25 protein-coding genes are annotated in these 26,359 nt (G+C 65.4%); 4 read left to right on the top strand and 21 right to left on the bottom strand.

The features are described 5' to 3' along the window. Window positions 1–18 precede the first annotated feature (18 nt). The 5 genes from G6N36_RS12340 to G6N36_RS12360 all read right to left on the bottom strand — a co-directional run bounded on the left by G6N36_RS12340 (window position 19) and on the right by G6N36_RS12360 (window position 6,269). A complete protein-coding gene (locus G6N36_RS12340; protein ID WP_163686758.1) occupies window positions 19–1,266 on the bottom strand; it encodes a fatty acid desaturase family protein in 1,248 nt (415 codons plus the stop codon). 69 nt (window positions 1,267–1,335) lie between these two features. Further along, window positions 1,336–2,499, bottom strand: a complete 1,164-nt coding sequence (locus G6N36_RS12345; RefSeq protein ID WP_163686759.1) for a ferredoxin reductase — start codon at window positions 2,497–2,499, stop codon at window positions 1,336–1,338. 52 nt (window positions 2,500–2,551) lie between these two features. Continuing rightward, window positions 2,552–3,049 (bottom strand): DUF6912 family protein, encoded by a 498-nt coding sequence (locus G6N36_RS12350; protein WP_163686760.1) that lies wholly within the window; start codon window positions 3,047–3,049, stop codon window positions 2,552–2,554. 9 nt (window positions 3,050–3,058) lie between these two features. Further along, complete coding sequence (locus G6N36_RS12355) at window positions 3,059–4,804, bottom strand: BCCT family transporter (RefSeq protein ID WP_163686761.1); 1,746 nt, start codon at window positions 4,802–4,804, stop codon at window positions 3,059–3,061. A 55-nt stretch (window positions 4,805–4,859) separates the two neighbouring features. Next, window positions 4,860–6,269, bottom strand: coding sequence for a WS/DGAT/MGAT family O-acyltransferase (locus tag G6N36_RS12360; protein WP_163686762.1), 1,410 nt, complete (start codon window positions 6,267–6,269; stop codon window positions 4,860–4,862). Between the two features lie 188 nt (window positions 6,270–6,457). On the opposite strand from G6N36_RS12360, the gene G6N36_RS29615 reads away from it, so the two are divergent. Beyond that, on the top strand, window positions 6,458–6,973 hold the full coding sequence (locus tag G6N36_RS29615) for an Rv3235 family protein (RefSeq protein ID WP_163686763.1): 516 nt from the start codon (window positions 6,458–6,460) through the stop codon (window positions 6,971–6,973). Window positions 6,974–6,987: 14 nt separating this feature from the next. On the opposite strand, the gene secA is transcribed toward G6N36_RS29615, so the two are convergent. The 3 genes from secA to G6N36_RS12380 all read right to left on the bottom strand — a co-directional run bounded on the left by secA (window position 6,988) and on the right by G6N36_RS12380 (window position 11,557). Continuing rightward, on the bottom strand, window positions 6,988–9,804 hold the full coding sequence (gene secA, locus G6N36_RS12370; protein WP_163686764.1) for a preprotein translocase subunit SecA: 2,817 nt from the start codon (window positions 9,802–9,804) through the stop codon (window positions 6,988–6,990). Between the two features lie 99 nt (window positions 9,805–9,903). Next, entirely contained in the window at window positions 9,904–10,593 is a 690-nt protein-coding gene (gene hpf, locus G6N36_RS12375; RefSeq protein ID WP_163686765.1) for a ribosome hibernation-promoting factor, HPF/YfiA family, read from the bottom strand. 325 nt (window positions 10,594–10,918) lie between these two features. Next, window positions 10,919–11,557 carry a ComF family protein gene (locus G6N36_RS12380; RefSeq protein WP_163686766.1) on the bottom strand — a complete coding sequence of 213 codons (639 nt, stop codon included), beginning with the start codon at window positions 11,555–11,557 and terminating at the stop codon, window positions 10,919–10,921. Window positions 11,558–11,610: 53 nt separating this feature from the next. On the opposite strand from G6N36_RS12380, the gene G6N36_RS12385 reads away from it, so the two are divergent. Then, window positions 11,611–12,918, top strand: coding sequence for a DUF2252 domain-containing protein (locus G6N36_RS12385; RefSeq protein WP_163686767.1), 1,308 nt, complete (start codon window positions 11,611–11,613; stop codon window positions 12,916–12,918). A gap of 19 nt (window positions 12,919–12,937) precedes the next feature. Here G6N36_RS12385 and G6N36_RS12390 read toward each other — a convergent pair whose 3' ends face one another. The 7 genes from G6N36_RS12390 to G6N36_RS12420 all read right to left on the bottom strand — a co-directional run bounded on the left by G6N36_RS12390 (window position 12,938) and on the right by G6N36_RS12420 (window position 19,470). After that, on the bottom strand, window positions 12,938–13,390 hold the full coding sequence (locus tag G6N36_RS12390) for a QcrA and Rieske domain-containing protein (RefSeq protein WP_179964772.1): 453 nt from the start codon (window positions 13,388–13,390) through the stop codon (window positions 12,938–12,940). 14 nt (window positions 13,391–13,404) lie between these two features. After that, window positions 13,405–13,974 carry a DUF6529 family protein gene (locus tag G6N36_RS12395; RefSeq protein WP_163686768.1) on the bottom strand — a complete coding sequence of 190 codons (570 nt, stop codon included), beginning with the start codon at window positions 13,972–13,974 and terminating at the stop codon, window positions 13,405–13,407. After that, entirely contained in the window at window positions 13,967–14,620 is a 654-nt protein-coding gene (locus tag G6N36_RS12400) for a hypothetical protein (RefSeq protein WP_163686769.1), read from the bottom strand. Before G6N36_RS12400 ends, G6N36_RS12395 begins: the two co-directional genes overlap by 8 nt. A gap of 97 nt (window positions 14,621–14,717) precedes the next feature. Beyond that, window positions 14,718–16,475: an MtrAB system accessory lipoprotein LpqB gene (gene lpqB / locus G6N36_RS12405; RefSeq protein WP_163686770.1), complete on the bottom strand. Its 1,758-nt coding sequence runs from the start codon at window positions 16,473–16,475 to the stop codon at window positions 14,718–14,720. Further along, window positions 16,472–18,109, bottom strand: a complete 1,638-nt coding sequence (mtrB, locus tag G6N36_RS12410; RefSeq protein WP_163686771.1) for an MtrAB system histidine kinase MtrB — start codon at window positions 18,107–18,109, stop codon at window positions 16,472–16,474. Before mtrB ends, lpqB begins: the two co-directional genes overlap by 4 nt. Then, entirely contained in the window at window positions 18,106–18,792 is a 687-nt protein-coding gene (gene mtrA / locus G6N36_RS12415; protein ID WP_163686772.1) for a two-component system response regulator MtrA, read from the bottom strand. Before mtrA ends, mtrB begins: the two co-directional genes overlap by 4 nt. A gap of 48 nt (window positions 18,793–18,840) precedes the next feature. After that, window positions 18,841–19,470, bottom strand: coding sequence for a dTMP kinase (locus tag G6N36_RS12420; protein WP_163686773.1), 630 nt, complete (start codon window positions 19,468–19,470; stop codon window positions 18,841–18,843). A gap of 78 nt (window positions 19,471–19,548) precedes the next feature. Between G6N36_RS12420 and G6N36_RS12425 the strand changes: the two genes are divergently transcribed. After that, entirely contained in the window at window positions 19,549–20,235 is a 687-nt protein-coding gene (locus tag G6N36_RS12425) for a DUF899 domain-containing protein (RefSeq protein WP_163686774.1), read from the top strand. 7 nt (window positions 20,236–20,242) lie between these two features. On the opposite strand, the gene G6N36_RS12430 is transcribed toward G6N36_RS12425, so the two are convergent. After that, the gene (locus G6N36_RS12430) at window positions 20,243–21,526 is read right to left on the bottom strand and encodes a lipase family protein (protein ID WP_163686775.1); all 1,284 of its coding nucleotides are present in this window, start codon (window positions 21,524–21,526) and stop codon (window positions 20,243–20,245) included. Window positions 21,527–21,749: 223 nt separating this feature from the next. Here G6N36_RS12430 and G6N36_RS12435 point away from each other — a divergent pair, with 223 nt between their 5' ends. Next, window positions 21,750–22,115, top strand: coding sequence for a heme-binding protein (locus G6N36_RS12435; RefSeq protein ID WP_163686776.1), 366 nt, complete (start codon window positions 21,750–21,752; stop codon window positions 22,113–22,115). 61 nt (window positions 22,116–22,176) lie between these two features. Here the strand turns inward: G6N36_RS12435 and ahcY are convergent, their stop codons facing one another. From ahcY to G6N36_RS12460, 5 genes are all read right to left on the bottom strand, one after another. Next, window positions 22,177–23,637: an adenosylhomocysteinase gene (ahcY, locus tag G6N36_RS12440; RefSeq protein ID WP_163686777.1), complete on the bottom strand. Its 1,461-nt coding sequence runs from the start codon at window positions 23,635–23,637 to the stop codon at window positions 22,177–22,179. A gap of 127 nt (window positions 23,638–23,764) precedes the next feature. Further along, entirely contained in the window at window positions 23,765–24,415 is a 651-nt protein-coding gene (gene alkX, locus G6N36_RS12445) for a TetR family transcriptional regulator AlkX (protein WP_163686778.1), read from the bottom strand. Window positions 24,416–24,443: 28 nt separating this feature from the next. After that, window positions 24,444–24,626: a rubredoxin gene (locus G6N36_RS12450; protein ID WP_163686779.1), complete on the bottom strand. Its 183-nt coding sequence runs from the start codon at window positions 24,624–24,626 to the stop codon at window positions 24,444–24,446. Beyond that, entirely contained in the window at window positions 24,623–24,796 is a 174-nt protein-coding gene (locus tag G6N36_RS12455; protein WP_163686780.1) for a rubredoxin, read from the bottom strand. Before G6N36_RS12455 ends, G6N36_RS12450 begins: the two co-directional genes overlap by 4 nt. Continuing rightward, window positions 24,793–26,010 (bottom strand): alkane 1-monooxygenase, encoded by a 1,218-nt coding sequence (locus G6N36_RS12460; RefSeq protein ID WP_163690642.1) that lies wholly within the window; start codon window positions 26,008–26,010, stop codon window positions 24,793–24,795. The genes G6N36_RS12455 and G6N36_RS12460 overlap by 4 nt, the downstream gene beginning before the upstream one ends. Window positions 26,011–26,359 lie beyond the last annotated feature (349 nt).

Genomic DNA, 26,359 nt, shown 5'->3' on the forward strand with positions numbered 1-26,359 from the left:
CTTTCTCGGTCGATCAGATCAGGCGGCGAGTTCCCGCCCGCTTTGCAGCCGCTTCTCGCGACGTCGTGCGCGCACTGCGGAGATCGCCGACTTGAGCCCACGTCGCTGCTCGGGCTCGAGTTCGTCGAACATCCGCTCACTGCGGGTCTCCGGTGCATCGTCGCGGGTGGCGCGCAGGTACTTGTCCGGCAGCGACAACTTGGCGATGGTGCGCCACGTCTTGCCGTACTGCACGAGGAAGTTGCCCGTCGTGTACGGCAGGTCGTACTTGTCGCACAACTGGCGCACCCGGATCGAGATCTCCTCGTACCGGTTGCTCGGCAGGTCCGGGTACAGGTGATGCTCGATCTGATGGGACAGGTTGCCGCTCATGAACCGCAGTGCAGGACCCGCTTCGAAGTTGGCACTGCCCAGCATCTGGCGCAGGTACCACTGACCCTTGCTCTCGCCGACCATGTCGGTCTTGGTGAATTTCTCTGCGCCGTCGGGGAAGTGGCCGCAGAAGATCACGGCGTTGGCCCACACATTGCGGATGACGTTGGCAACCGCGTTGGCCTTCAGCGTCGACATGAAAGTCGCACCCGGGGACAGCGACGTCAGCGCCGGCCACACCACGTAATCCTTGGCGACCTGGTGGCCGGCCTTCACGCCGAACTCGCGCACGCGTTTCATCGTTGCGGCACGGTCGTCGCCGCCCTTGGCGATCTTGCCCAGCTCCAGGTGCTGCAGCCCCACACCCCATTCAAAGCCGATGGCCAGCAGGGTGTTGAAGAGCAGGTTGCCGTAAAGGTTGAACGGCTTCCACTTCGCGTCGCGCGTGACCCGAATGACGCCGTAGCCCACGTCGTCGTCCATGCCCAGGATGTTTGTGTACTTGTGATGCATGAAGTTGTGGGTGAAGCGCCAGTGCTTGGACGACCCGCTCATGTCCCACTCCCACGTCGAGGAGTGAATCTCGGGATCGTTCATCCAATCCCACTGGCCGTGCATGACATTGTGGCCGATTTCCATGTTCTCGATGATCTTGGCCACGCCCAGGGTGACGGTGCCCGCCCACCACGCCGAGCGGCGCGAGCTCGCGGCCAGCGTCAATCGACCCGCCAACTCGAGAGCACGCTGGGCGGCGATGGTGCGGCGGATGTAGCGCGAGTCGCGCTCGCCGCGGGAGTCTTCGATGTCCTGGCGGATGGAATCCAGCTCAACAGCCAGACTCTCGATGTCCGCTTCGGACAGATGCGCGAATTCAGGAACGTCAGTGATTGCCATCGTCAAACCTCCTCTCAAGTACCTACGTTATCGTAACCTACGTACCCGTAGGTTACTGGTCGGTAAACCTTATACGTCCAGCACGCAGTCGCCCGAAGCTGCGGAAACACAGGTCTGTATCCGGGTGCCCGGCTCGTGTTCGGCGCCCGTACGCAGGTCACGGACGTGCCCGTCGAGCAGGCCCACGACACAGGATTGGCAGATGCCCATCCGGCAGCCAAATGGCATCCGCACACCGGCACCCTCGCCGGCATCCATCAACGGCGTCGCGGCGTCCACCGTCACGGTCTTACCGCTGCGTGCAAACTCCACGGTGCCGCCCTGACCGTGTGCCGCGGCCTTGGACACCGCGAAACGTTCCAGGTGCAGTTGATCGGCGATGCCCGCGGCCGACCACACGCGCTCAGCGGCGTCGAGCATGCCCTCGGGGCCGCACGCCCAGACGTGGCGCTCGCGCCAGTCGGGCACCTCATGGTCGAGGCGAGACATATCCAGGCGACCCTCGGTTCGGGTGGCACGCAGTCGTAAGCGGTACCCCTCATGACCGCGCTGCAGGTCCGCCAGCTCCGTCGCGAAGAGCACATCGGATTCCGTTGGCGCCGAATGCAAGTGGACGATATCGGTGATCTGATCGCGACGGGTCAGGGTACGCAGCATCGACATCACCGGGGTGATGCCCGAACCGCCAGTGATGAACAGCACCTTCGCCGGAGCCGGGTCGGGCATCACGAAGTTGCCCTGCGGTGCGGCCAGTCGCACGATCGTGCCGGGTGCGACCCCGCCGACGAGGTGGGTCGAAAGGAATCCCTCGGGCATGGCCTTGACCGTGATCGTGATCGTGCGCCTCGACCTGGAAATCACCGGTCCCGTGGCGCCGGCCGTGACCGGGCTCGAGGTCAGCGAGTACGACCGCCAACGCCAGCGTCCGTCGACCAGCAGTCCGATGCCTATGTACTGGCCCGGTTGGTAGTTGAAGGAAAAGCCCCACCCCGGCTTGATGACGAGGGTCGCCGAATCCTCGGTCTCGCGGCGCACTTCCACCACTCGGCCGCGCAGTTCACGCGCCGACCACAGCGGGTTGGCGAGTTTGAGGTAGTCGTCGGGTAGCAGTGGTGTGGTGATCCGCTGAGCGACGGTACGCAGCGCATGCCAGGCCGGGTGCTTCTCACCGACGACACCCGCTCGGGCCGTGTCGGCGACATTAGCCGAGATCTTTATCGAGTTCTTGGCCACGCAACCTACGGTACCGTAACTTACGGTCCCGTACTCAATACAGTTACCGCCGTCACAGCAGCTCGAGCAGGAACGGCAGCTCCTGCGGGGCGTACCAGGCCAAGTCATGGTCTTGGGCATCGCCGACCACGAACTCGGCGTCTTCGTCACCCAGGTCAGCGTCGTCGACGGCCTCGATTGCGGCCACCACCGCGGGCTCGGCATCGGCGTTGTCGACGTACGCCGCGATCACGTCGCTGAATGCGATCGGGCCGGACAGCCGCACCACCGCGTCGTCGAGATCGGGCCGAGGTGTCAGGTCACCGGCCTCGGCCACCACCACCGCCCGGCGCGACGGCATGTCCGATGCGCCCTCCCCTGCGAGCAGTCGCAGCGAGGCGAGTGCCGCCTCACGCAGCGCCACGTCGGCCAATTCGTCGTCGTCGCCCTGGGCATAGGCCTCGCGCAGCGTCGGCGTCACCGCGAACGCCGTTCCGCTGCGGGCGTGCAACATTTGGTCCGCGACGAGCTGCTGCAACATGGCCAGGGTCGCTGGGACGTAGACGCGCACGTCCGAAGGTTAACCGGCTCCGCTCTTGCCGGCTTCGGGATCCTTCTCGACCACGATCACGAAATCGTCGCCGTGCTGTGTGACCCCGCTGACGACGGCGTTGTTGACCGCTTCGGACGCGTACTGCCGCCGCACCACCTTCGGGTCGTTGCGCAGGTCTTTCACCAGCGCGACCGCCAGGCCGACCATGACGAGCAGGAAGGGCAAAGCCGCGATGATGGTGATGGTCTGCAGCCCCTTCAGCGCGTCTTCTCCGCCGACCAGCAGCATCACGGCCGCCACCGCTCCCATCGCGACACCCCAGAAGATAACGGTGCCCCGGCCCGGTTTGATGGTCCCCCGTTCGGATAGCGAACCCATCACGATCGACGCTGCGTCCGCGCCGGAGACGAAGAAGATCGCGACCAGCACCATCACCAAAACGCTCGCGACCGTCGCTATCGGGTATTGGTCGAGCAGACCGAACAGCTGCGCCTCGATGCTGCCCTCGCCCGCGAGGTCGACGCCTTCCTGCTGGAGCTTGATCGCGGCTCCACCGAAGACCGCGAACCACACCAGCGAAACCAGGCTGGGCACCAGCAGCACCCCCGCGACGAACTGCCGGATGGTGCGCCCACGCGAGATCCGTGCGATGAACATGCCGACGAACGGCGTCCAGGACACCCACCATGCCCAGTAGAAGATGGTCCACGCCTGCAGCCAGGTGTTCACCTCGGCGCCCTCGGCCCCGGTGCGCGCGGACATCATCGCGATGTCGCCCAGGTAGCTGGCCATCGCGGTCGGCATCAGGTTGAGGATGAAAACCGTTGGGCCGACGACGAATACGAACAGCGCCAGCGAGACGGCCAGTACCATGTTGATGTTCGACAACCATTGGATGCCGCGGGCGATCCCCGACACCGCGGACAGTACGAACGCGATCGTCAGCACGGTGATGATCACGATCAGGATCGTGTTGCCGGATTCGCCGATTCCGCCGACGATCTGCAGGCCGCTACGGATCTGCAGCGCCCCCAGCCCGAGCGATGCCGCTGATCCGAACAGCGTGGCGAAGATCGCCAACATGTCGATGACCTTGCCCCACGGGCCATTTGCGCGTGCGCCCAGCAGCGGCTCGAACGCCGCGCTGATCAGCTGTAGCCGGCCCTTCCGGTACACGCCGTACGCGATCGCCAGCCCGACGACCGCGTAGATCGCCCAGGGGTGCAGGGTCCAGTGGAACAGCGTGGTCGCCAATGCGTTCTGGACCGCCTCCGGATTACCCGCGTCGCCGGTTCCCGGCGGCGGGGTGGTGAAGTGCGTCAGGGGCTCGGCGACACCGAAGAACATCAGCCCGATCCCCATGCCTGCGGAGAACATCATGGCGATCCAGGACACTCCGTTGAACTCGGGCTCCTCATCGTCGCGGCCCAGCGGGATGGTTCCGTAGCGGCCGAGCGCCAGCCAGAGCACGAAAACCACGAACCCCGAGCCCGTCAGGACGAACAACCAACCGGTGTTGTCCATGACCCAGGTCAGCGCGCTGCCCGACGCGTCGGCCAGCGACGGGGTGCTGACGAAGCCCCAGACCAGAAACCCGACCGCGATGACTGCGGTGACCCCGAAGACGACCCAGTCCACTCCGCGCGACCGTGTGTACGCGGCTTCTTCGACGGGTACATCCAGGACTGGATGCGGAATGACCCGGTCAGTGGGCGACGAGAGGGTCCGCCGGACGGGCGTTTTCGGTTTTGGGTGCTCGGCGTCGATGCTCACCGATGAGCCATTCCCACCGCGGCTGAATTTCAACCAAGATCAGAAATGCGACCGTTCATCGTGCCGCTTCGAGCAATTCATCCAGCGATTCGCGCAACAGGGCCGGCAGCATGTCGACGTCGCTCATCGCGTCGCGGTCGGCGTTGATACCGAAATAGAGCATGCCGTTGTACGACGTCACACCGATGGCAAGGACCTGGTTGTGCAATAGCGGTGGTACCGAATAGGTCTCGAGCAACTTGGCGCCCGCGACGTACATCTGCTTCTGCGCGCCAGGAACATTGGTGATCAGGAGGTTGAACTGTCGCGCCGAGAAGCCCGTTGCCACGCGAATGCCCATGGCGTGCAACGTCGGTGGCGCGAAGCCCGACAACGTGACAATGGTCCTGGCGTCGACCAAACTGGCGGCGGTGGGGTGCGACTCGGTGGTGTGCGCGATCTGCGACAGCCGGACGACCGCATTGCCCTCCCCTACCGGAAGATCCACGAGGAACGGCGATACCTCGCTGATCGCCTGGCCGGGCCCCGTCGTGTCGAGGTCGGCGTCGGGGTAGACCGACATCGGGGCCATCGCGCGCATCGTCGTGGTCGCCGAAACCGGCTCGCCACGGGACAGCAGCCAGTTTCTCAACGCACCCGCCACCACCGCGAGCACCACGTCGTTGACGTCACAGTCGTACCGGGCCCGGACCAGGCGGAAATCCTCCAGGTCGCCGCTGGCCACCGCGAACCGGCGGTTGCGGGACACCGTGGTGTTCAGCGGGCTGTTCGGCGCGGTGCCACGCGCGGCGGTACGGACCACGTCGACGAATCGCCTGCCGACGTCGGCCAGTTGACCGGCATTGGTGACGACACCGGTGACCGCCGAGCGCAGCTCCCCGATTTGTTCGGCGGGACGGGTCACCCATTCGCCGACGGCACCGAACAGCAGTCCGCGGTCACTGGGTTCGCGCGCCGGAATCCAGATGTCCTCACCGAACTCCGGGCGCTTCTGCGTGCGGTCGGCGATGACGTGTCCGATCTCCAGCGCCGTCATCCCGTTCACCAGCGCCTGATGCGACTTCGTGTAGATCGCGATCCGGTTCTTGGCCAGACCCTCGATCAGGTACATCTCCCACAGGGGCCTGGACTTGTCCAACTGCCGGGAGCCCAGCCGTGCGATCAGTTCGTGCAGCTGGTTGTCGCTGCCCGGAGACGGCAGGGCCGAACGGCGAATGTGGTAGGTGATATCGAAGTCGGGGTCGTCCACCCAGACGGGGCGCGCCAGTCCGAGGGTCACTTCGCGAACCTTCTGGCGGTAGCGCGGAATCTGTGGGAGCCGCTGCTCGACGGTTTCGAGCAGGGTTTCGTAGCTCAGTCCATTGCGCGGCTTGCGCAGAATCGACAGCGACCCCACATACATCGGCGTCGACGTGTTCTCCATACGGAAGAACGCCGCGTCGGAGGCCGACAACCTGGTCACCATCGCCGCGACGCCCCCTCGTTGACTACGCGGTTCTCGGCCGCGGTGGTTCTGATTACCAACGTAGCGACCAATCCTGTCGCTGCGCAGCACGGGTGCAGAGAACCCACTGCAAACCGTGCGATCATGAACAGGTCTGCAACTCTCCGGCAGATGCCGTCCCTGCCCCGTCAATCGCCGGAGAGCATTTCATGACCACACCCCCGACCCCTAAGCCGGGTGCACCATTCGTATCGCCGGTAGTCGACTACGAGCCGCAGCCCGTCGGCTTGGCGGCATGCCGATCGAAGCCGGTGCTGCACCGTCGTGCCTCGCGGCCGTCGTCGCCCGCGCGATACGGGGCGGCGGTTCGGGAAGCGGATCCGCCGCGCACCGCCGTCATGTTCGCCGATGCCGCGTTGCGAAGGGTGCTCGAGGTGATCGATCGGCGCAGGCCGGTGGCGCAGCTGCGGCCACTGCTGGCGCCGGCGCTGATCGACACGGTCATCGAGTTGAGCCGGTCATCGCATAGTCGGAACGATCGCACGACAGGGGTGCGCACCGTCGCGAGGCTGCACCGGGTGCGGCTGCGCATCGTCGACGGCACCGACGGCACCGAAGCCGAGGTGTTCGGGACGTTCACCAATGGGCCGCGGGTGCGTGCGCTGGCCGCACGCATCGAGCTTTACCGGGATCGGTGGCGCATCGTCGCTCTGCAGATCGGCTGAGCCGGCGACCCGCCCTAGCCGCGCCGCTTGGTTTCGCGGGCCTGCTGACGCGCGGCCTCCCGCCGTTCCCTGCGTGAGCCGGTGGGTGCGGCATGCTTACCGCCCCCGCCCGTGCGCCTGACCTCGGTTGACCCGTCCTCGGCAGGGCCGCTGTAGGTCATCGGTGGCGGTTCGTTGTCAATTCCCTTGGCTTGTATGCCGGTCGGCGCCGGACGCTCCTTGGTGGCGACTCCACCCTGGGTGCCCTCCTGAGCCTTGGCAGCGGCGGCCTGCGCGAACTCCGCGAGTCCCTGCGGCGCGGCGACCGGCGCCACCGCCGGTGCGGGCGCGGCTTCGACCGACACGTTGAACAGGAAGCCGACCGACTCCTCCTTCATGGCATCGAGCATGCCGATGAACATGTCGTAGCCCTCACGCTGGTACTCGACCAGCGGGTCGCGCTGCGCCATCGCGCGCAGGCCGATGCCCTCCTTGAGGTAGTCCATCTCGTAGAGATGCTCGCGCCACTTGCGGTCGACCACGTTGAGCAACACGTTGCGTTCCAGCTGACGCATCGCGCCCTCGCCGGCGATTTCCTCGAGCTCCTTCTCGCGGACCGCGTACGCGCGCTCCGCGTCCTTGATCAGCGCGTCGAGCAGCTCTTCGCGGGTCAGCTCGCCGGGCTCGCCGACGGCGTCGGAGTCGATGAGGTCGTGATGGTCGATGCCCACGGGGTACAGCTGCTTCAGCGCGGTCCACAGCTGCTCGAGGTCCCAATCCTCGGAGTAGCCCTCGGCGGTCGCACCGTTCACGTAGGCCGTCACCACGTCGATGAGCATCTTGTGAGCCTGGTCGGCGAGGTTCTCGCCCTCCAGGATCCGGCGGCGCTCGTCGTAGATGACCATGCGCTGCTTGTTCATCACTTCGTCGTACTTCAGGACGTTCTTGCGGACCTCGAAGTTCTGCTGCTCGACCTGCGTCTGCGCGCTCTTGATCGCGCGGCTGACCATCTTGGCCTCGATCGGCACATCGTCGGGCAGGTTCAGCCGGGTCAGCAGCGACTCCAGCGTCGCACCGTTGAACCGCCGCATGAGCTCGTCACCGAGCGAGAGATAGAACCGGGACTCGCCCGGATCGCCCTGGCGGCCCGAGCGGCCGCGCAGCTGGTTGTCGATGCGCCGGGACTCATGGCGTTCGGTGCCGAGCACGTAGAGACCGCCGACCTCGATCACTTCTTTGGCTTCGCCGGCTGCTTCCGCCTTCACCTCGGGCAGGAGCTTGTGCCACGCCGCTTCGTAATCCTCTGGGGTCTCGACCGGGTCCAGACCCTGGTCGCGCAGCTTCTTGTCGACCAGGAAGTCGACGTTGCCGCCGAGCACGATGTCGGTGCCGCGGCCGGCCATGTTGGTGGCCACCGTGATCGCTCGCAGGCGCCCGGCCTCGGCGATGATGCTGGCCTCCTGCTCGTGGTACTTGGCGTTGAGCACGTTGTGCGGAATGCGGCGCTTGGTGAACTGGCGAGACAGGTACTCCGAGCGCTCCACACTGGTGGTGCCGATCAGCACCGGCTGGCCCTTCTCATACCGCTCGCTGACGTCGTCGACGACCGCGATGTATTTGGCCTCTTCGGTCTTGTAGATCAGGTCCGATTGGTCTTGGCGGATCATCGACTTGTTGGTCGGGATGCTGACGACACCGAGCTTGTAGATCTCGTGCAGCTCGGACGCCTCGGTCTGGGCGGTGCCCGTCATGCCGGCGAGCTTGTCGTAGAGGCGGAAGTAGTTCTGCAGCGTGATGGTGGCCAGCGTCTGATTCTCGGCCTTGATCTCGACGTGCTCCTTGGCCTCGATCGCCTGGTGCATGCCCTCGTTGTATCGGCGCCCGACCAGCACGCGGCCGGTGAACTCGTCGACGATGATCACCTCACCGTCGCGCACGATGTAGTCCTTGTCGCGCGTGAACAACTCTTTGGCCTTGATCGAGTTGTTGAGGTAGCTGACGAGCGGGGAGTTGGCGGCCTCGTAGAGGTTGTCGATGCCGAGCTGATCCTCGACGAACTCGACGCCGATCTCGTGCACGCCGATGGTCCGCTTGCGGATGTCGACCTCGTAGTGGACGTCCTTCTCCATCAGCGGGGCGAGCCGCGCGAACTCGGTGTACCAGTTCGACGCCCCATCGGCCGGGCCCGAGATGATCAGCGGGGTACGGGCCTCGTCGATGAGGATCGAGTCGACCTCGTCGACGATCGCGAAGTTGTGGCCGCGCTGGACCAGGTCCTCCAGGGAGTGCGCCATGTTGTCGCGCAGATAATCGAAGCCGAATTCGTTGTTGGTGCCGTAGGTGATGTCGGCGCCGTAGGCGACGCGCCGCTCGTCGGGCGTCAGGCCGGACAGGATGACACCGACGTCGAGGCCGAGGAAGCGGTGCACGCGGCCCATCCACTCGGCGTCACGTTTGGCGAGGTAGTCGTTGACCGTGACGACGTGCACGCCCTGGCCGGCCAGTGCGTTGAGATAGGCGGGCAGCACACAGGTGAGCGTCTTGCCCTCGCCGGTCTTCATCTCCGCGACGTTGCCGAAGTGCAGCGCGGCGCCACCCATCACCTGGACGTCGAAATGGCGCTGGTCCAGCACGCGCCAGGCCGCCTCACGAGCGACGGCGAAGGCCTCGGGTAGCAGGTCGTCGAGGCTTTCGCCCCCCTCGTACCGCTTTCTGAACTCGTCCGTCTTGGCCCGCAGCTCGGCGTCGGAGAGCTTCTCCACGGAGTCGGACAGGGTGTTGACGTACTGAGCCACCCCCTTGAGCCGCTTGACCATGCGGCCTTCACCGAGACGGAGCAACTTATCCAGCACGCTATTCCTCAGGCTTTCCAGGTGGGTTGGATCTGATAGAGCTCAACCCATGGTAGCGACGTGGCGCGCCGAGTCCGGCGAGCGTGTCAGGCGAGCCGATCAGCCTTGCGGGTCCGAGAGCCGAATCAGTCCGTAGTCGTAGGCGTGGCGGCGGTACACCACACACGGTTTGTCGCTTTCCTTGTCGTGGAACAGGAAGAAATCGTGGCCCACCAGCTCCATCTGCGACAGGGCGTCGTCGGTGGTCATCGGCGTGGCCGGATGTTCCTTGGTGCGCACGATGCGCCCGGGTTCATGGTCGTCCAGCATCGCCGGGTCGACCTGCGGTGATTCCGATCCGGAACCGTTGAGGGTGTCGGGCATGGGCCCGATCGCGGTGGCCTCGGCCAGCGACACCGGGGTCTTGTCGCCGTAGTGGATCTTGCGACGGTCCTTGCTTCGCCGGAGTCGATTCTCGAGTTTGCAGACCGCGGACTCCAACGCGGCGTAGAAGCTGTCGGCGCAGGCCTCGCCCCGGACTACCGGGCCGCGGCCGCGCGCGGTGATCTCGACGTGCTGACAGTTCTTACGCTGGCGCCGGTTGCGTTCATGGTCCAGTTCGACGTCGAAGAGGTAAATGGTGCGGTCGAGTCGTTCCAGGCGAGTGAGTTTGTCTGAGACGTAGATGCGGAAGTGCTCGGGAATCTCGACGTTGCGGCCCTTGACGACGATCTCGGCTCGCGGTTCGGCTTCGGGCGTCTCGTCGGTGACCAGCGTCGCTTGGTCCGAGTCAATGGAATGGGTTGACATACTTGGCAACTCGTTTCTCTTTCGCGTCCGCACGCGTCAGCGTGCCCGGCTGGATGTGGATACGCGCCGAGGGGACCTGCATGTCTTATGCCTTAGTCGCGGCCCGCCGGTGCAAGGTGTCGTCTACTCACCTCCTACCGCTGGTGGGCGATGCCGGCGCTGGTTGGTGATGCGCCGCCGTGAGGCATTCACGGGTGGTTGATCCCGACGGTAGTCCGTGTTCACCCGGTCGTGCCACAAAATCCACTGAGTTTTCAGGACCTGTTTTCAGTTCTTCACATCCCCTTGATGCCGGAGTAATTACCGGGACCGTCACCACCGGCGGTCAGGCAGCGGCGATAGCCAGCACAGCCGCCACAGCTACGCCGGCCCGCTGCAGGACACGGACAGATTCAGACGCGGTGGCGCCCGTCGTCACGACGTCGTCGACGACCACGACGTCCCCTGCCAAGAGGCCGGCGGGGCGTACCAGCTTCACCCGGCCCGCGATGTTGCGCTGGCGGTCGGCGCTGGAGAGGCCTGCAGAATCGGCGACGAAGGCTCGCGTGCGCAGCGCTGGAACCACGGTGACGTCGGGCTCCCCGGAGGTCGCGGCAAGGGTGATGCGGGTGACCGGGTCCCCGCCGCGGCGCCTGGCCGCCCACCGACGTGTCGGTGCAGGCACCACGGTGAGCGGCGTCTCGACGACGCCCCAGGTCAGCATGTGATCCAGCCCCGCGCCGAGCGCGCCGCCGAGCGGCTCGACGAGGTCGGCGCGGCCATGCTCCTTGACGGCGACGATCGCTTGGCGACGTGCGCCCGCATAGCGGCCGAGCGAGAAGACGGGTATGCCGGGGTCGACGCGAGGGCTGACGAGGTGCGGTTCGTCTGGCTTGACGGCCAGGTCTTTGGCGCAGATGTCGCACCACCGCGTCGAGCGTGCGCCGCAGCCGCCGCACTCCAGCGGCAGCACCAGATCGAGCATGCCCGCAGTGTGGCGGTGATCGGTGACATCTGTTTGGGGGTACTCCTCGTCTCATGCACGAGGAACGTGAATCAGTCATCGTCAACTGCCTCGTCGACGCGTTCTCGGACCTGATGAGGGCCGATCCCGACGCGTTCCGAACGAAGTTCCGCAAGATGGCGGCTGAGCCGTTCGCCTTCTACCGCGGGAGCGCGTGCGTGTTCTACGCCGACGTCGCAGACCGCGAGGACCGGTGGGCGGACGAGCGGACCTCGCGCGTGTGGATCCAGGGTGACCTGCACGCCGAGAACTTCGGCACCTACATGGATGGCGCCGGGGTTCTCATTTTCGACGTCAACGACTTCGACGAGGCGTTCGTCGGCCATTTCACCTGGGACCTGCAGCGGTTCGCTGCCAGCGTCGCGTTGATGTGTTGGCAGAAAGCGCTGTCCGACGAGGTCATTCGCGACCTGATCACGACGTTCGCCTCGTCGTATCTCGATCAGGTGCGCTGGTTCCTTCAGACCGACGACGACGCCACCTTTTCACTGAACCTGGAAACCGCGCGCGGCGCCGTGCTGACGGCGTTGCAGGACGCCCGCTTGTCGACGCGTGACAAGATGCTCGACCGGATGACCCGCCTCGATGAATCGGATCGCCGGTTCCGAGAATCCCACGGCGTACGCCGACTTGACGACGCTGAATACGCGAAAGTGGAGGCCGCGTTCGAGGCCTACCAGGACACCATCCCTAAATCGAAGCGGTTCCGAGAAGTGGCCTACGACGTCAAGGACATTGTCGGCAGAACGGGGTTCGGGATCGGCAGCGCAGGGTTGCCGAGTTACAACGTGCTGATCGAAGGGTTCAACCAGGCTCTCGACAACGACATCGTCCTGTCGATGAAGCAGGGCAACGTCGCGGCGCCGAGCCGTGTTGTCGACGACGAGGCGGTGCACAACTACTTCAAGCATCAAGGCCACCGCACCGCGGTGTCCCAGCGTGCTTTGCAAGCGCATGCCGATCCCCTGCTCGGCTACACCGAAATCGACGGTGTCGGTTTCGTCGTCGCCGAACTGTCGCCCTACGAATCCGACCTGGATTGGTCGGAGCTGACCGAACCCGACGAACTGACCGAGGTGATCGACCAGCTCGGCCGCGCGGTAGCCAAGGTGCACTGCGTCGGCGACGCCGACAGCGACCAGGAGCTCGTGACGTTCCAGACCGAAGAAGCGATCGTCGACGTCATCGCCGACCGCGACGACGAATTCGTCGACGACATGGTTACCTTCGGTCTGGAGTACGCCGCGACGGTCCGCGATGACCATCGCCATTTCGTCGAGGCGTTCAGGGAGGGACGCATTCCCGGAATCACGTCCACGTAGACCCGCATTCGTCGGGCGGTCAGCCCAACACGATCGAATCGCCCTGGACCGTGACGGGCTGTGACGCAAGCGGTTTCGTCGGAGGTCCGGCTGCAACGGAGCCGTCCAGGTTGAACTTGCTGCCGTGGCACGGGCAGTTGATGGTGCCGTCGACCACTTCGTTCACCGTGCACCCGGCGTGTGTGCAGGTCGACGAGAACCCCTTGAAGTCGCCCGCCGCCGCTTGGGTGACGACGACATCGCCGACGATGAGCCCCGACCCGACCGGCACCTCCGACGTCTTGGCGATTGCCTTGTTCTGTTCCGGGGCCGTACCGCCCGTCGTCGGCGCAGCGGTCGTCATCGCGGTGTCACCGGATGCCTCCGGCTTCTTGCCGTAGGTCGTGCAGGCGGCGAGTACCGACGCGAGCAGTCCTACGCCGGCCCCGATCAGCACCTTCTGCCGTGGGATGCGCAAGTCTGTGAATGACATAGAAAGCCTTTCCACTAGAACGTGATTCCGCTGGTCTGGAAGAACCAAAGGGCTGAGGTCAACCAGACGTATACGAGAACGAAGAACAGCAACCCGCCCGCGATCGGGATCACCCAGCCGCGGAGGCCTTTGCGGGTCAGCAACATCATCTTGGTGACAAAGACGCCGTAGAACAAGCATCCGAACAGCGAGTGGAACAGCACCCGACTGTCTGTCTCGGCGAATCCCAGGGCGTACAGGCAATGCACGGCGACGGGAACGCTGGCCAGCACCGCCAGCCGCCCCGACCACACATGCGCGACGCTGATCCACGCGGGTGCCCTGCCGCCGGGAATCAGCCGGTACATCACGAAGGCAGACACGAGCTGGAACAGCGCGAGAACCACCGCGAAGGTCCCCAGCCACGCCTTCACCGCCGTGCCACTGGAGAAACCCGCCACGTTCACCGAAAAGAACTGGGGCTCATGGATTTTACCGAACGCACCGAGTCCGACGGCGACGAGCGAGCCGATCAGAACGGCGGTCAGCACCGCTGCATCGCCCCGCGACGCCGTGATCCGCTCCGTGACGGGCGACTCAGACATCGCTGCTGCCCTCCACCCGTTGCGCGATGACCGTGTTCCCGTCGATGACCGTGTTCGCATAGTCGACGCCGATCGCCAACCCCGGAGCGGGCGCTGTCGATCCGTCGTCTCGCCGCAACACACCGGTCGCCTTGCCCGACGCGTCCACGATCCAGCTGCCGCGGACCCCGTCCTGCTCGTATACGTACAGCCCGGCGGGTGACTGCGCGGGTTGCGCGGTGAAGTCCCACTTCTTGGCGCCGATCCAGAGGGTTCCGACGACCGCCGTGCCGTCCAGGCGTCCCTCGAGTCGGCCGGTCTTGTCCTTGCTCGTCAGGCTGACGGTGCCATTGAGCGCTGGGCCTCGCATCCACGATTCGATCGCGCTGCCGTCACAGGCATAGGCAACGGCCGTGTCGCCCTCGATGGCGATATCCAAGGTGATGACACCCTTGGCGGTCGTGATCTTGCCGACGTAGTCCGCCTTGGCCGGGAACGAGGGCGAGGCGGGCGCAGGCGATGCGGTGATGGCTGTCGTCTGCGGCGGCGCGGCCACCGGAGTGCCGGTCACCACCGGCGCCTGCTCCTGGGAGATGTTGGCGAACATTAGACCGGCACCCAACACCGCGACCGCGCTGAGGGTGACCAGTGGACCACGAAATTTCATCGTCTCTCCTTGGGCTGTCGGCCAACGCTTCTAGCGCCGGTTCGTCAGCACAACGGGAGCCGCGAGGAGATGGTTCAGTGCAATTTCAAACAGATCGTCAGCCAGGTAGCACCGGCTGCGTGCCGGGCACCATCAGCGGCCGCACCTCAGACCACACCGGATCGTTGTCGGCCGCCGCACCCGTCAGCTGCAGCACGCCGCGCTCGTCGGCGACGTAGACCGTCGACGGGTTCGCCGCGACGGTGGTGACCGGCATCAGCAGATTGCGGCTGGGTCCGTCGGAGTTGACGCCGTCGAGGTTCACATAAGAGACCGGATGCTGCGGATCCGTGCGGCTGACGACGATGTCGTCACCGGTGCGCCAGGCCAGTGAGACGACGGTGTTCCCCAGCCCGTACCCGAGTCGGCGCGGATAGGTCAACGCGTATCCCCCGCCGGGTGTCTGCTCCACCCCGGCCAAGATGACCTGACCATCGATGACCATCGCGACGCGGGTGCCGTCCCGCGACAGTTGCAGTTCCCGGATCGCCCCGGGAAAGCGGGACGACACGGGTGTGGAGTCGACGGGTATGCGCGCCGGTTGACCGGATGCGTCCTGGATGACGCGGACCACGTTGTTGCCGTCGACCACGACCCAGATCGCGTCGTCGAGGGACCAACTGGGCCGCGACAGATTGCGACCGTCCAGAACCTGCGAGGCGTTGCCGCCCAACGGACCGACCCACAACGACGACGCCATATCGGGGGCACCGGGGCGCAACGTCACAATCGACGCCACGTTCTGCCCCGTCCGCGATATCGCCGCCGCGGTCTGGTTGGGCGTCGCGCCGAATGCTCCTGGAACACGCGGCGCACGGGTCCCGTCCAAGAACACCAGCGAGCCGCCCATCAATCCGTGCAGGCCTGCCGCTGCACCAGGGAATGCCCCTGGGTCGGTTGCCGCCACATCGGAGGTCTCCCAGCCGTTCGCGAAGCGGTCGTCGAGTGCGGCGCCGTCGGCGGTGATCACGTACGGACCGTTGATACCGGCGCGCGACAGCGTCCAAATGATCTGCGCCGCAAGCAGTTGGCGACTGTGTGGGTCGGTGGTCGACAGGTTTTCGAGGTCGATCCGCGCGCCACCGTAGCCGCGGCCGACGCCCGCCTTGCCGCCGTCGGCGCGGGTCACCGGCCCGCGCAGCTTCAGCGGCGGGCCCAGCAGGTTGCGCACACTCTTGGCCAGTTCCGGACGCGGTCCGGCGATCAGCTTGCTGACCAGTTCCGTGGCCAACTGGTCAGGATCGGACACCGCGACGTAGCGCGGATCGGGGACGACGGTGCTGCCGGTCGGGTCGGCGAAGTAAAGGGTGTTGCGTTTGTAGGTGGCCTGAAACTGTTGCCAGTCAAGGAAAACCCCGTTGGGCAGCTTGTCGATACGCCAACCACCGGACGTCTTCACCAGTTCGATCGGCCCGGGGTCCGGCAACGCCCCCTCATCCGTCTCGAACACACCCAGGTCCGACAGCGACCCCAGAATGTCGGCGCGCATGCGCACCGTCACGCGATCCGGACCCCGCGTTTCGGTGAACACGACGTTGTCGATCAGCAGCGCGCTGCCCGCGTCATCCCATGCGCTGGAACCGGATTCGGTGAGGAACTGACGCGCCGCCAGATGGCGATTGGCGGGGTCTGCGGTGGCCTTGAGGAATTCCCGCAACAGCACGTCGGGGTCCATGCCGGGCGTGGGCTTGGGCAGGCTCGGCGGCGCGGGCCGGTCGACAGTGCCGATCGCCTGTGGTGATGATGAACTGGGTACTCCTGCGCAGCCGGTGACGACGAACCCCAGTAGCGAAAGGACTGCGAGGAAGCGCTTCACACTGCTTCCGTTTCCCGAGTCGATCGCTGCGGAGCCCGTTCAGGCTCAACGGGTTTCAACGGAAGCGGGCTCGTGGTGACCTTGTGGCCGCGCACCAGCGGCAAGGTGAGCCGGAAACAGGCGCCCTTGCCGGGCTCGCCCCACGCCTCCAGCCGCCCCTGGTGCAGCCGGGCGTCCTCGATGCTGATGGCCAGGCCGAGACCGGTGCCGCCGGAGCGGCGCACGCGCGACGGGTCCGAGCGCCAAAACCTGCTGAACACCAGCTTCTCCTCGCCCGGTCGCAACCCGATGCCATAGTCGCGCACCGTGACGGCCACGGTGTCGTCGTCGACACCCATCCTGATGCGCACCGGCTTGTGCTCGGCGTGATCGATGGCGTTGGCGATCAGGTTGCGCAGGATGCGCTCGACCCGGCGCGGGTCGACCTCGGCGATGACGTCCTCGGTGGGCATGTCGACGATCAGCTCGATCTCGGCGTCCGCCGCCAGGTGGCCGACGTTGTCGAGCGCGCTCTGCACCGTCGCGCGCAGATCGACCGCCTCGACGCTCAGCTCGGCGACACCGGCGTCGTGGCGGGAGATTTCCAGCAGGTCGTTGAGCAGCGTCTCGAAGCGGTCGAGTTCGCTGACCATCAACTCTGTCGAACGACGCAGCGCCGGGTCGAGGTCGTCGCTGTGGTCGTGGATCAGGTCCGCGGCCATCCGGACCGTCGTGAGCGGGGTGCGCAGCTCGTGGCTGACGTCGGAGGTGAACCGCCGCTGCAGGTTGCCGAACTCTTCCAGTGAAGTGATCTGCCGGTGCAGGCTTTCGGCCATGTCGTTGAAGGACACGGCCAACCGCGCCATGTCGTCCTCGCCGCGCACCGGCATGCGTTCGGTCAGGTGCCCTTCGGCGAACCGCTCGGCGATCCGCGAGGCCGACCGCACCGGCAGCACGATTTGTCTGGCCACCACGAGCGCGATCACGGCCAGCAGGCCGAGCAGGACGACGCCTCCGGTGGCCATCGTGCCGCGCACCAGCGCGATGGTGGACTCCTCGTTGCTCAGCGGAAAGATCAGGTACAGCTCGAGATTCGCGACCGGCGACGAGGTCGGGCTGCCGATGATCAGTGCCGGGCCGGAGAAACCTTCGGTGTTGACGGCCGCGTACTGGTAGCTGACCTGGCCGGCCTTGACGAACTCGCGCAGCGCGTTGGGCACCTGCTGCACCGGACCCGCCGCGGTGGCGGCTCGGGGTCCGTCACCGGGCACGACGAGCACCGCGTCGAACGCGCCGGCGAGGCCGGGACCCGCGTCGGCGGTGCGGTCGATCAGGGTGTTACGGGCCAGCTGCAGGCTGCTGTCGAGCGAGCGCGTTTCCTCTCCGCCGACGATGCCGCTGACGGTGCCACGTGCCCGGTCGATCTCCTCGGTGGCGGCGCGTACCTTCACTTCGAGGATGCGATCGGTGATCTGGCTGGTCAACACGAAGCCCAGAGCCAGGATGACGGCCAGTGACAGGCCCAGCGTCAAGGTGACGACGCGCAGCTGCAGGGAGCGCCGCCAGGCGAGACCCATCGCTCGACCCAGCGCGCCCAATCCGCGTACAAGTGGTGCCGAACGCCGATGGATGCGCCTTCGCGAGCTCCAGATCACGGAGGTCCGGCCTTATACCCCACTCCTCGAACGGTCAGCACCACCTGCGGATTCTCCGGGTCTTTTTCGACCTTGGCCCGCAAACGCTGGACATGCACGTTCACCAAACGAGTGTCCGCCGGGTGTCGGTACCCCCACACCTGTTCGAGCAGCACATCTCGAGTAAACACCTGCCGCGGTTTGCGCGCCAACGCCACCAAGAGGTCGAACTCCAGCGGCGTCAGGGAGATCTGCTCACCCAGTCGGGTGACCTTGTGAGCAGGCACGTCGATGTCCACGTCGGCGATCGACAGCATCTCGGCGGGCTCATCCTCGTTGCGGCGAAGGCGGGCGCGCACGCGGGCGACGAGTTCCTTCGGTTTGAACGGCTTCATCACGTAGTCGTCGGCGCCGGACTCCAACCCGAGGACGACGTCGACCGTGTCGGTCTTGGCCGTCAGCATGACGATCGGCACCCCGGAGTCCGCGCGCAGAACGCGGCACACGTCGATGCCGTTCATGCCGGGCAACATCAGGTCGAGCAGCACCAGGTCGGGCCGCAGTTCGCGGACTGCGGTCAGCGCTTGGGTGCCGTCACCGATGACCGCGGTGTCGAAGCCCTCCCCGCGCAGCACGATGGTGAGCATCTCGGCGAGCGAAGGGTCGTCATCGACAACCAGAATCCTTTGCCTCATGGTGTCCATGGTGTCACCAAACCGCGATAAAACGCCGGTAGCAGAGGGGCGAGTCGGCTATTGAACCAGCTCTGCGGCTAGCTTCGCCGCGTCGACCTCCGGCGGGGCGACCTTCCACGGTCCACACCAATTCGCGGCGGCCAGCTCGGCGTAGACCTGCCCGGTGCGGCGCTGGAGGCCGTCGTCGCGCTCGTAGGCGTCCTTCGCGCGGTCGGCTTCCTCGCGGGCACGGTGGTCGGCGCGAGCGGCGGCGAGCTCGATCGGCACCGCCAGCAGGATCTGGGCGTCGGGCTTGGGCAGCTGGAGGCGGCCGTACTCGAGGTCGCGCACCCATTCGACGACCTCCCCGTCGGCTCCCTGGTGCAGCCGGGCCGCGCTGTAGGCCGCGTTGGATGCGACGTAGCGGTCGAGGATCACCACGTCGTAGGTGTCGGCGCGTCGAGCGATTTCGGCTTTGGCGCCGGCACGGTCGAGGGCGAACAGCACGGCCATCGCATGCACCGACTCGGCGAGGTCGCCGTGGGCGCCGTGCAGGGCCTCGGCGGCGAGGTCAGCGGTGATGGATTCGTGGTAGCGGGGAAAGGACAGAGTGGTGACGGTCTTTCGTGCCCCCTCGAACGCGGTACGCAGACCGTTGGTCAGTGTGCGCTTGCCGGCGCCGTCGACACCTTCGATCACGATGAGCACGCAGCGAGCGTAACGGTGAGTTTCGCCGGGGCCGGCGGTCTACACCGAAGACCCATCGGAGACGAGGAGAATGACGCGATGACAACGCACGCCGTCGGGACGCGCGAACAGTGGCGGGCCGCATATGAGCGACAGTTGGCCGACGAGAAGGAACTGACGCGTCGCGCGACCGAGCTTGCGCGGACACGGCAAGAACTGCCGTGGGTGCCGGTCGACAAGGAGTACGTGTTCGACACGACGACCGGGGAGCGCACGCTCGCCGAGTTGTTCGACGGCCGGTCGCAGTTGATCGTGCGGCACTTCATGCACGGGCCCAAGACGCCGGAGGGCTGCCCGGGGTGCACGTTCGAAACGGACAACCTGGTCGGCGCCGTGCAGCATCTGGCGCACCGGGATGTGACGTTTCTGCTCGCATCGCGCTCGCCGTTGCCGGTCCTCACCGCATACAAAGAGCGGATGGGCTGGGACGTGGAGTGGGTGTCGTCCGGTGGCAGCGACTTCGACGCGGATTTCTTCGAGCACATGTATGTTCCGACGCCCCGGCGCGATCCCGGCCCGGGTGGCGGCGGCATGCTCGACGTGATGGAGCTGATGGCATTGAGTTGCTTCGCCCTGCAGGACGGCACCGTCTTCCATACGTATTCGACCTACGATCGCGGCACCGAGGCGTTGAACGCCACGTGGCAGCTGCTCGACCGTGCGCCGAAGGGGCGCGGTGACGACTTCTCCCACTGGCCACGCAAGCGCGACGAGTACGACAACTAGCGGACGCTCAGAACTGGCCGCAGTTCGGCGTCGTCGGTAATCCATTGAACCGGTCGGCAATCCACTGCATCGCAGGCTCACCGTCGACCAACATCGGCAAACCGTGGTTGATCATCGCCTTGTTCAGGAACGGCGGTTGCTCGTTGGTGCGCGCCTCGATGTCTGCGCCCTGGGCGCACCAGTCGCGGCCCATTTGCATCGCCGGCGCCCACGGGACAAGCGGGTCGAATCGGTTGGAGTTGATGAGAACTGGCGCATTGGGCTTCATACGGCCCAGCTTCTGCTCGTCGAACAGCGACTTGAACGGCTCCTGCTCGACGAGCGCGAAGATGTCCTGATTGAAGTAGGGCTGCAGGTGCCGGAACATGAACTTCGTCAGCGTCTCCGCCACGCATTGGTCCTGCACCTTGAACAGCATGTCCGCGCCGCGCGGGGTCAGGGTCGCCCGGATGGCGGCCTCGTGCTCCGGGTAAGCCGTGATCACCCCATTGAGCGCATAACCCACTGCTCCTATCAGCATGCTGCCGTCGATGAACGGGAACAACGCCTTCAGGTCGGCGGGCGGCGCGCCGGCGTAGCTACCGACGATGTTGAGTTCTGGCGCGTACGAATCGGCCATCTCCGCGGCGGACGCCGCGGCTCCCCCGCCCTGCGAGTAGCCCCAGAAGGCCAGCGGTCCGTCGCGGGTTAGCGAGGTGCCAGGCAGATTCTTGGCGGCACGGGCCGCGTCGAGCATCGCGTGGCCCTGCGACACCCGATTCGCGTAGGTGTGCAGTCCCGGCGTGCCGAGGCCCTCGTAATCGGTCATCACGATCGCGAACCCTCGCGCCACCATCGTCGCGACGAACAACTCCTCGTAGTTGAACGCCAGATCCAGCCACGGCGACCAGTGGATGCCCTGATTGAACTGCCGCGACGGCGCGCATTGATCGCCCTGCCCCTGGGTGCCGGGGCCGTACACGATGAGCGGACGTAGCCCCTTGCCCGGCCAGGCGTTGTGGGGCTCGAAGTAGGTGCCTGTCACCGCCATCGGATTTCCGCGAGCATCGTTGCTGCGGTACATGATTCGCGTTCCGTTGGCCATGATCATGCCCAGCTCACCCGACGGTTCCAGCACCAACCGCGACGGCTCGGTACGGATCAGGTCGCCCGGCTGTCCGGGCGGTAACGGCACCGGCGGCGTATAAAACGCCTGATACTCGTCTTCGTTGAAGTACGGGTGATGGTCATCGATGGTCGGGTCGTCAGCGTGCGCGTACGGCACGAAAAGCGATGCGAGAGCAATGAGCATGGCGACTACTACGACCCCCCAGCGCACACAGGGACCGTAACAGAATCGGTATGGCCGAAGACAAGTCACGCCAACAAATAAGTTCGGTTATGCCGCGGGCGGGGCAGATGTGCGCCCACTGTCGGTTTCCTGTGCAAGGCCTTGGGAAACCGCGCACCGGCATACGGCAAACCCCAGACTGGTAACAGACAGCCGCACCTCCGTTAGACATGAGGAGTTTCCGATGCTCAACCTTCAGACCGCACGCCGGCTGGTGATTCCCTTGTTCGCCGGCGCGGCCTCGTGTGCCGCACTGCTTGGCGTATCCCCTATCGCGTTGGCGGACAACGGGATGAATCCGCCCACCTGCACCACAGCCGATCTCGAAGGTGTCCGGGCCGGGGTCGATGCGTCGACATCGGCCTATCTGTTCACCCACCCCGACTTGAATGGTTTCATGAGCACGCTTTCTGGCCTGTCACGCGAACAGGTCACCGAGCATGTCACGACCTACATGGAGACTCATCCGCAGGAGAAGTCGGAGATGACCGGCATCCGTCAGCCGTTGATGGACATCAAGAACCACTGCGGCTCGATCGTCAATCCCTGACCGCGCAGAGCAAAAGCCCCTGACACGAACGCGTCAGGGGCTTCGCTTCGGCGGACAGAGATCAGTAGCGGTAGTGCTCCGGCTTGTACGGGCCCTCGACGTCCACGCCGATGTACTCCGCCTGCTCCTTGGTGAGCTTGGTCAGCGTGCCGCCGAGCGCTTCGACGTGGATGCGCGCCACCTTCTCATCGAGGTGCTTGGCCAAGCGGTACACCGCGTTGTCGTACTCGTCGTTCTTGGTCCACAGCTCGATCTGCGCGATCACCTGGTTGGAGAAGCTGTTGCTCATCACGAACGACGGGTGACCGGTCGCGTTACCCAGGTTCAGCAGACGACCCTCGGACAGCACGATGATCGACTTACCGGAATCGCCGAAGACCCACTCGTCGACCTGCGGCTTGATGTTGATCCGCGTGGCGCCCGAGCGCTCCAGGCGCGCCATCTCGATCTCGTCGTCGAAGTGGCCGATGTTGCCCAGTATCGCCTGGTGCTTCATCGCCTTCATGTGCTCGAGGGTGATGATGCCCTGATTGCCGGTCGCCGTGATGACGATGTCCGCCCAGCCGATCGCTTCTTCGACCGACTTGACCTCGAAGCCATCCATCAACGCCTGCAGCGCGTTGATCGGGTCGATCTCGGTGACCGCGACTCGGGCGCCCTGAGCCTTGAGGGCCTCGGCGCAGCCCTTACCGACATCGCCGTAGCCACAGACCAGGGCAGCCTTGCCGCCGATGAGTACGTCGGTGCCGCGGTTGATGCCGTCGATCAGCGAATGCCGGGTGCCGTACTTGTTGTCGAACTTGCTCTTGGTGACCGAGTCGTTGACGTTGATCGCGGGGAACGGAAGATCACCGGCCGCCTCGAACTGGTACAGGCGTAGCACTCCGGTTGTCGTCTCCTCGGTGACACCCTTGACCGCCTCGGCGATCTTCGTCCACTTGTCCTTCTCGGTCTCGAACCGCGTCCGCACCAGGTTCAGGAAGACCTTCCACTCGGCCGAGTCGTCGTCTTCGGCGGGCGGTACGACGCCGGCCTTCTCATACTGCGCACCGCGCAGCACCAGCATGGTCGCGTCGCCGCCGTCGTCGAGGATCATGTTGGCGGGCTCACCCGCCCAGGTGAGCATCTGTTCTGCGGCCCACCAGTACTCCTCGAGCGTCTCGCCCTTCCAGGCGAACACCGGAGTGCCCTTGGGCTCCTCGGGAGTCCCGTTCGGTCCGACGACGACGGCCGCCGCCGCGTGGTCCTGGGTGGAGAAGATGTTGCACGACGCCCACCGCACTTCGGCGCCGAGCGCGACCAGGGTCTCGATCAGCACGGCGGTCTGGACCGTCATGTGCAGCGAGCCCGAGATGCGCGCGCCCTTGAGCGGCTGCACATCGTGGTACTCCCGGCGAAGCGCCATCAGCCCGGGCATCTCGTGCTCGGCCAGCCGAATCTCCTTGCGGCCGAACTCGGCCAGCGACAGGTCAGCAACCTTGTAATCGATGCCGTTGCGGACGTCGACCTTCAACTCAGTCATGGATTTCTAGAGCCCTTCTTCGTTCGTCTTTGCCTCTGGGGGCACAGATGTGCCCAGCCAACCCCTCGGCCTGCGGGCTCGCGGGACAGGCGCTCGTGCATGTGAAACGACGAAGGCGCTCTGACAGCTAAGAGGTATCCCCAACACCGTAGCGTTCGGCGAACGGCGTCATCAAACGGGCCAGGTCAGATGCGACATCGTGATCTGCTTCGGGCGGCATCGACACGTAGCTCATGGCGAGGCGGACGATCGCCCGCGCCAGCACTCCCGCGTCCTCATCGCTGCATCTGACCCAGCTGTCGACGAAGGTCGCAGTCAGCCGCTGAGAGCAGTGCGTGATGATCGGACCGCTGTCGGTGGTGATCAGCTGGAGCAGATCGGGTTTGAAGTCGCCGGTGAGCAGCGAGATCACCAGCGGATCGGCGGCCGATTCGGTGAAGAAGTCCCGAAAGCCCTGGACGAAGGCCGCGTGCACGTCGCCCTCGTTGCCGACGATCGCGTCGTCGATCTGGTCGACGAGCCGGTCGGCCAGGCGCAGCGCATACGCCTGCGCCAGACCTTGGCGCGAGCCGAACTCGTTGTAGATGGTCTGACGGCTGATACCCGCGGCCTTGGCGACGTGCGACAGCGTGATCGCCGACCAGTCGCGGCTGAGCAGTTCCTCGCGCATGCCGTCGAGAATCGAATCGCGCAGCAACACCCTCGACGCTTCGGCGTACGGGATGCGCTGCGCGGTCCGGCGGTCGCGAGAGCTTCTCACCCTCGCGACACTAGTCATTCCCGTCGCTTCGCTCGCCTGGCCACAGTCACGAACGTGCCACCTCCACCATCTCGAAGTCGGACTTCGCGGCCCCGCAGTCCGGGCAGCTCCAGTCGTCGGGGATGTCGTCCCAACGCGTCCCGGGGGCGATGCCGTCCTCCGGCCAACCCTTCGCCTCGTCGTACTCGAATCCACACTGCACGCAGATGAACAGTTTGTAGTCGTTCATTTCATTGCTCCCATCTCTTCGAAATCGACCTTCTCGCGTACTGCGCAGTCGGGGCAGCACCATTCGTCGGGGATGTCGTTCCATGCGGTGCCCGCGGGAAACCCTTCCCGCGGTGCACCTTTCGTCTCGTCGTAGACGTAGTCGCAGCCGGGGCAACGGTAGGCGCTCATGCGGCGGCCTCTGCGGCTCCATACTTGGCCAGCACCTTGTCGCGCACGCGCGGGTGGATGTTGACCCGGGTGATGTCGCCGTCGTAGTGATCGAGCACGCGGTGATCCATCACCTTGCGCCACAGCGGCGGGAAGTACGTCAGCCCCACCATCGAGGCGTAGCCGCTGGGCAGGTTCGGCGCACCCTCCATGCTGCGCAGCGTCTGATAACGACGCGTCGGGTTGGCGTGGTGATCGCTGTGCCGCTGCAGGTGATAGAGGAACAAGTTGGTGACGATGTGATCGGAGTTCCAGCTGTGCACCGGTGCGCACCGCTCGTACCGACCGGTTTCGGTCTTCTGCCGCAGCAGCCCGTAGTGCTCGAGGTAGTTCACCGTCTCGAGCAGCGTGAACCCGAACACCGCGGAGATGAGGATGTAGGGAATGAGGGCCACACCGAACACCGCGATCAGCACGCCGTACAACACGACCGACATCGCCCAGGCATTGAGCACGTCGTTGGACCAGTGCCACTTGCTCTTACCTGCACGCTCGAGCCGCTTGGCCTCCAACTCCCACGAGGACTTCGCGCTCCCCCACACACTGCGCGGCAGGAACTCCCAGAACGTCTCACCGAAGCGAGCCGACGCCGGATCTTCGGGAGTGGCGACGCGAACGTGGTGACCCCGGTTGTGCTCGATGTAGAAGTGGCCGTAAAGCGTCTGGGCCAGAGTGACTTTCGCCAGCCACCGCTCGAGCTCGTCCTTCTTGTGCCCCATCTCGTGCGCGGTGTTGATGCCGACCCCGCCGAGCATCCCGACCGACAGCGCGAGGCCGATCTTGGCCGGCCACGCGAGCCCGCCGTCGAATCCGAGCCAGCTCAGATTCGAGGCCGTGAACAAGTACGCACCGAAGATGACGCTGGCGTACTGAAACGGGATGTAGATGTAGGTGCAGTAGCGGTAGTACTTGTCGTTCTCGAGTCGCTCCATCACCTCGTCGGGCGGGTTCTGACCGTCGGGTCCGAACCGCAGATCCAGGGCGGGCAACAGGATGTACAGCAGGATCGGGCCGATCCAGAACGGGACCTGCGCCGCGCCATGCCAGCCCCACTGGTTGAACGCCCACACCAGCGGCATCACCACGAACAGTGCGGTCGGGGCGATCAGCCCCATCAACCATAGATAGCGCTTCTTGTCGCGCCACTGTTCGATCTCGAGCTCGGACATCTGCATGGTCACTGGGTGCCTCCTCATGTGAGTGCCATCACGACTGAAGTTGACTATAGAGCCGATTTTGTCGTCTGTCTAGACATTGATGTATGTTTTGTAAAGCACTCTCGGTGAATCGGGCGCGGTGGGCGACCGTGGCGGTGCGTCAGCGCGCCGAAATCACAGCTCGAGTGACGGCTACTACCCGATCGGGGTACTCGGTGACGTCCAGCCAGGTGAAACGCAGTACTTGCGATCCGTTGAGAACGATGGCGGTCTGACGCCGACGGTCGATCTGGAACTCCTCGGCGCCACCACGCCGCCGTCAGGCCTCTGGCTGCGGCACCGGTCCCGTAGCCCCACACCGCCCAAT

The sequence above is a fragment of the Mycolicibacterium gadium genome (assembly GCF_010728925.1).
Classification (GTDB): domain Bacteria; phylum Actinomycetota; class Actinomycetes; order Mycobacteriales; family Mycobacteriaceae; genus Mycobacterium; species Mycobacterium gadium.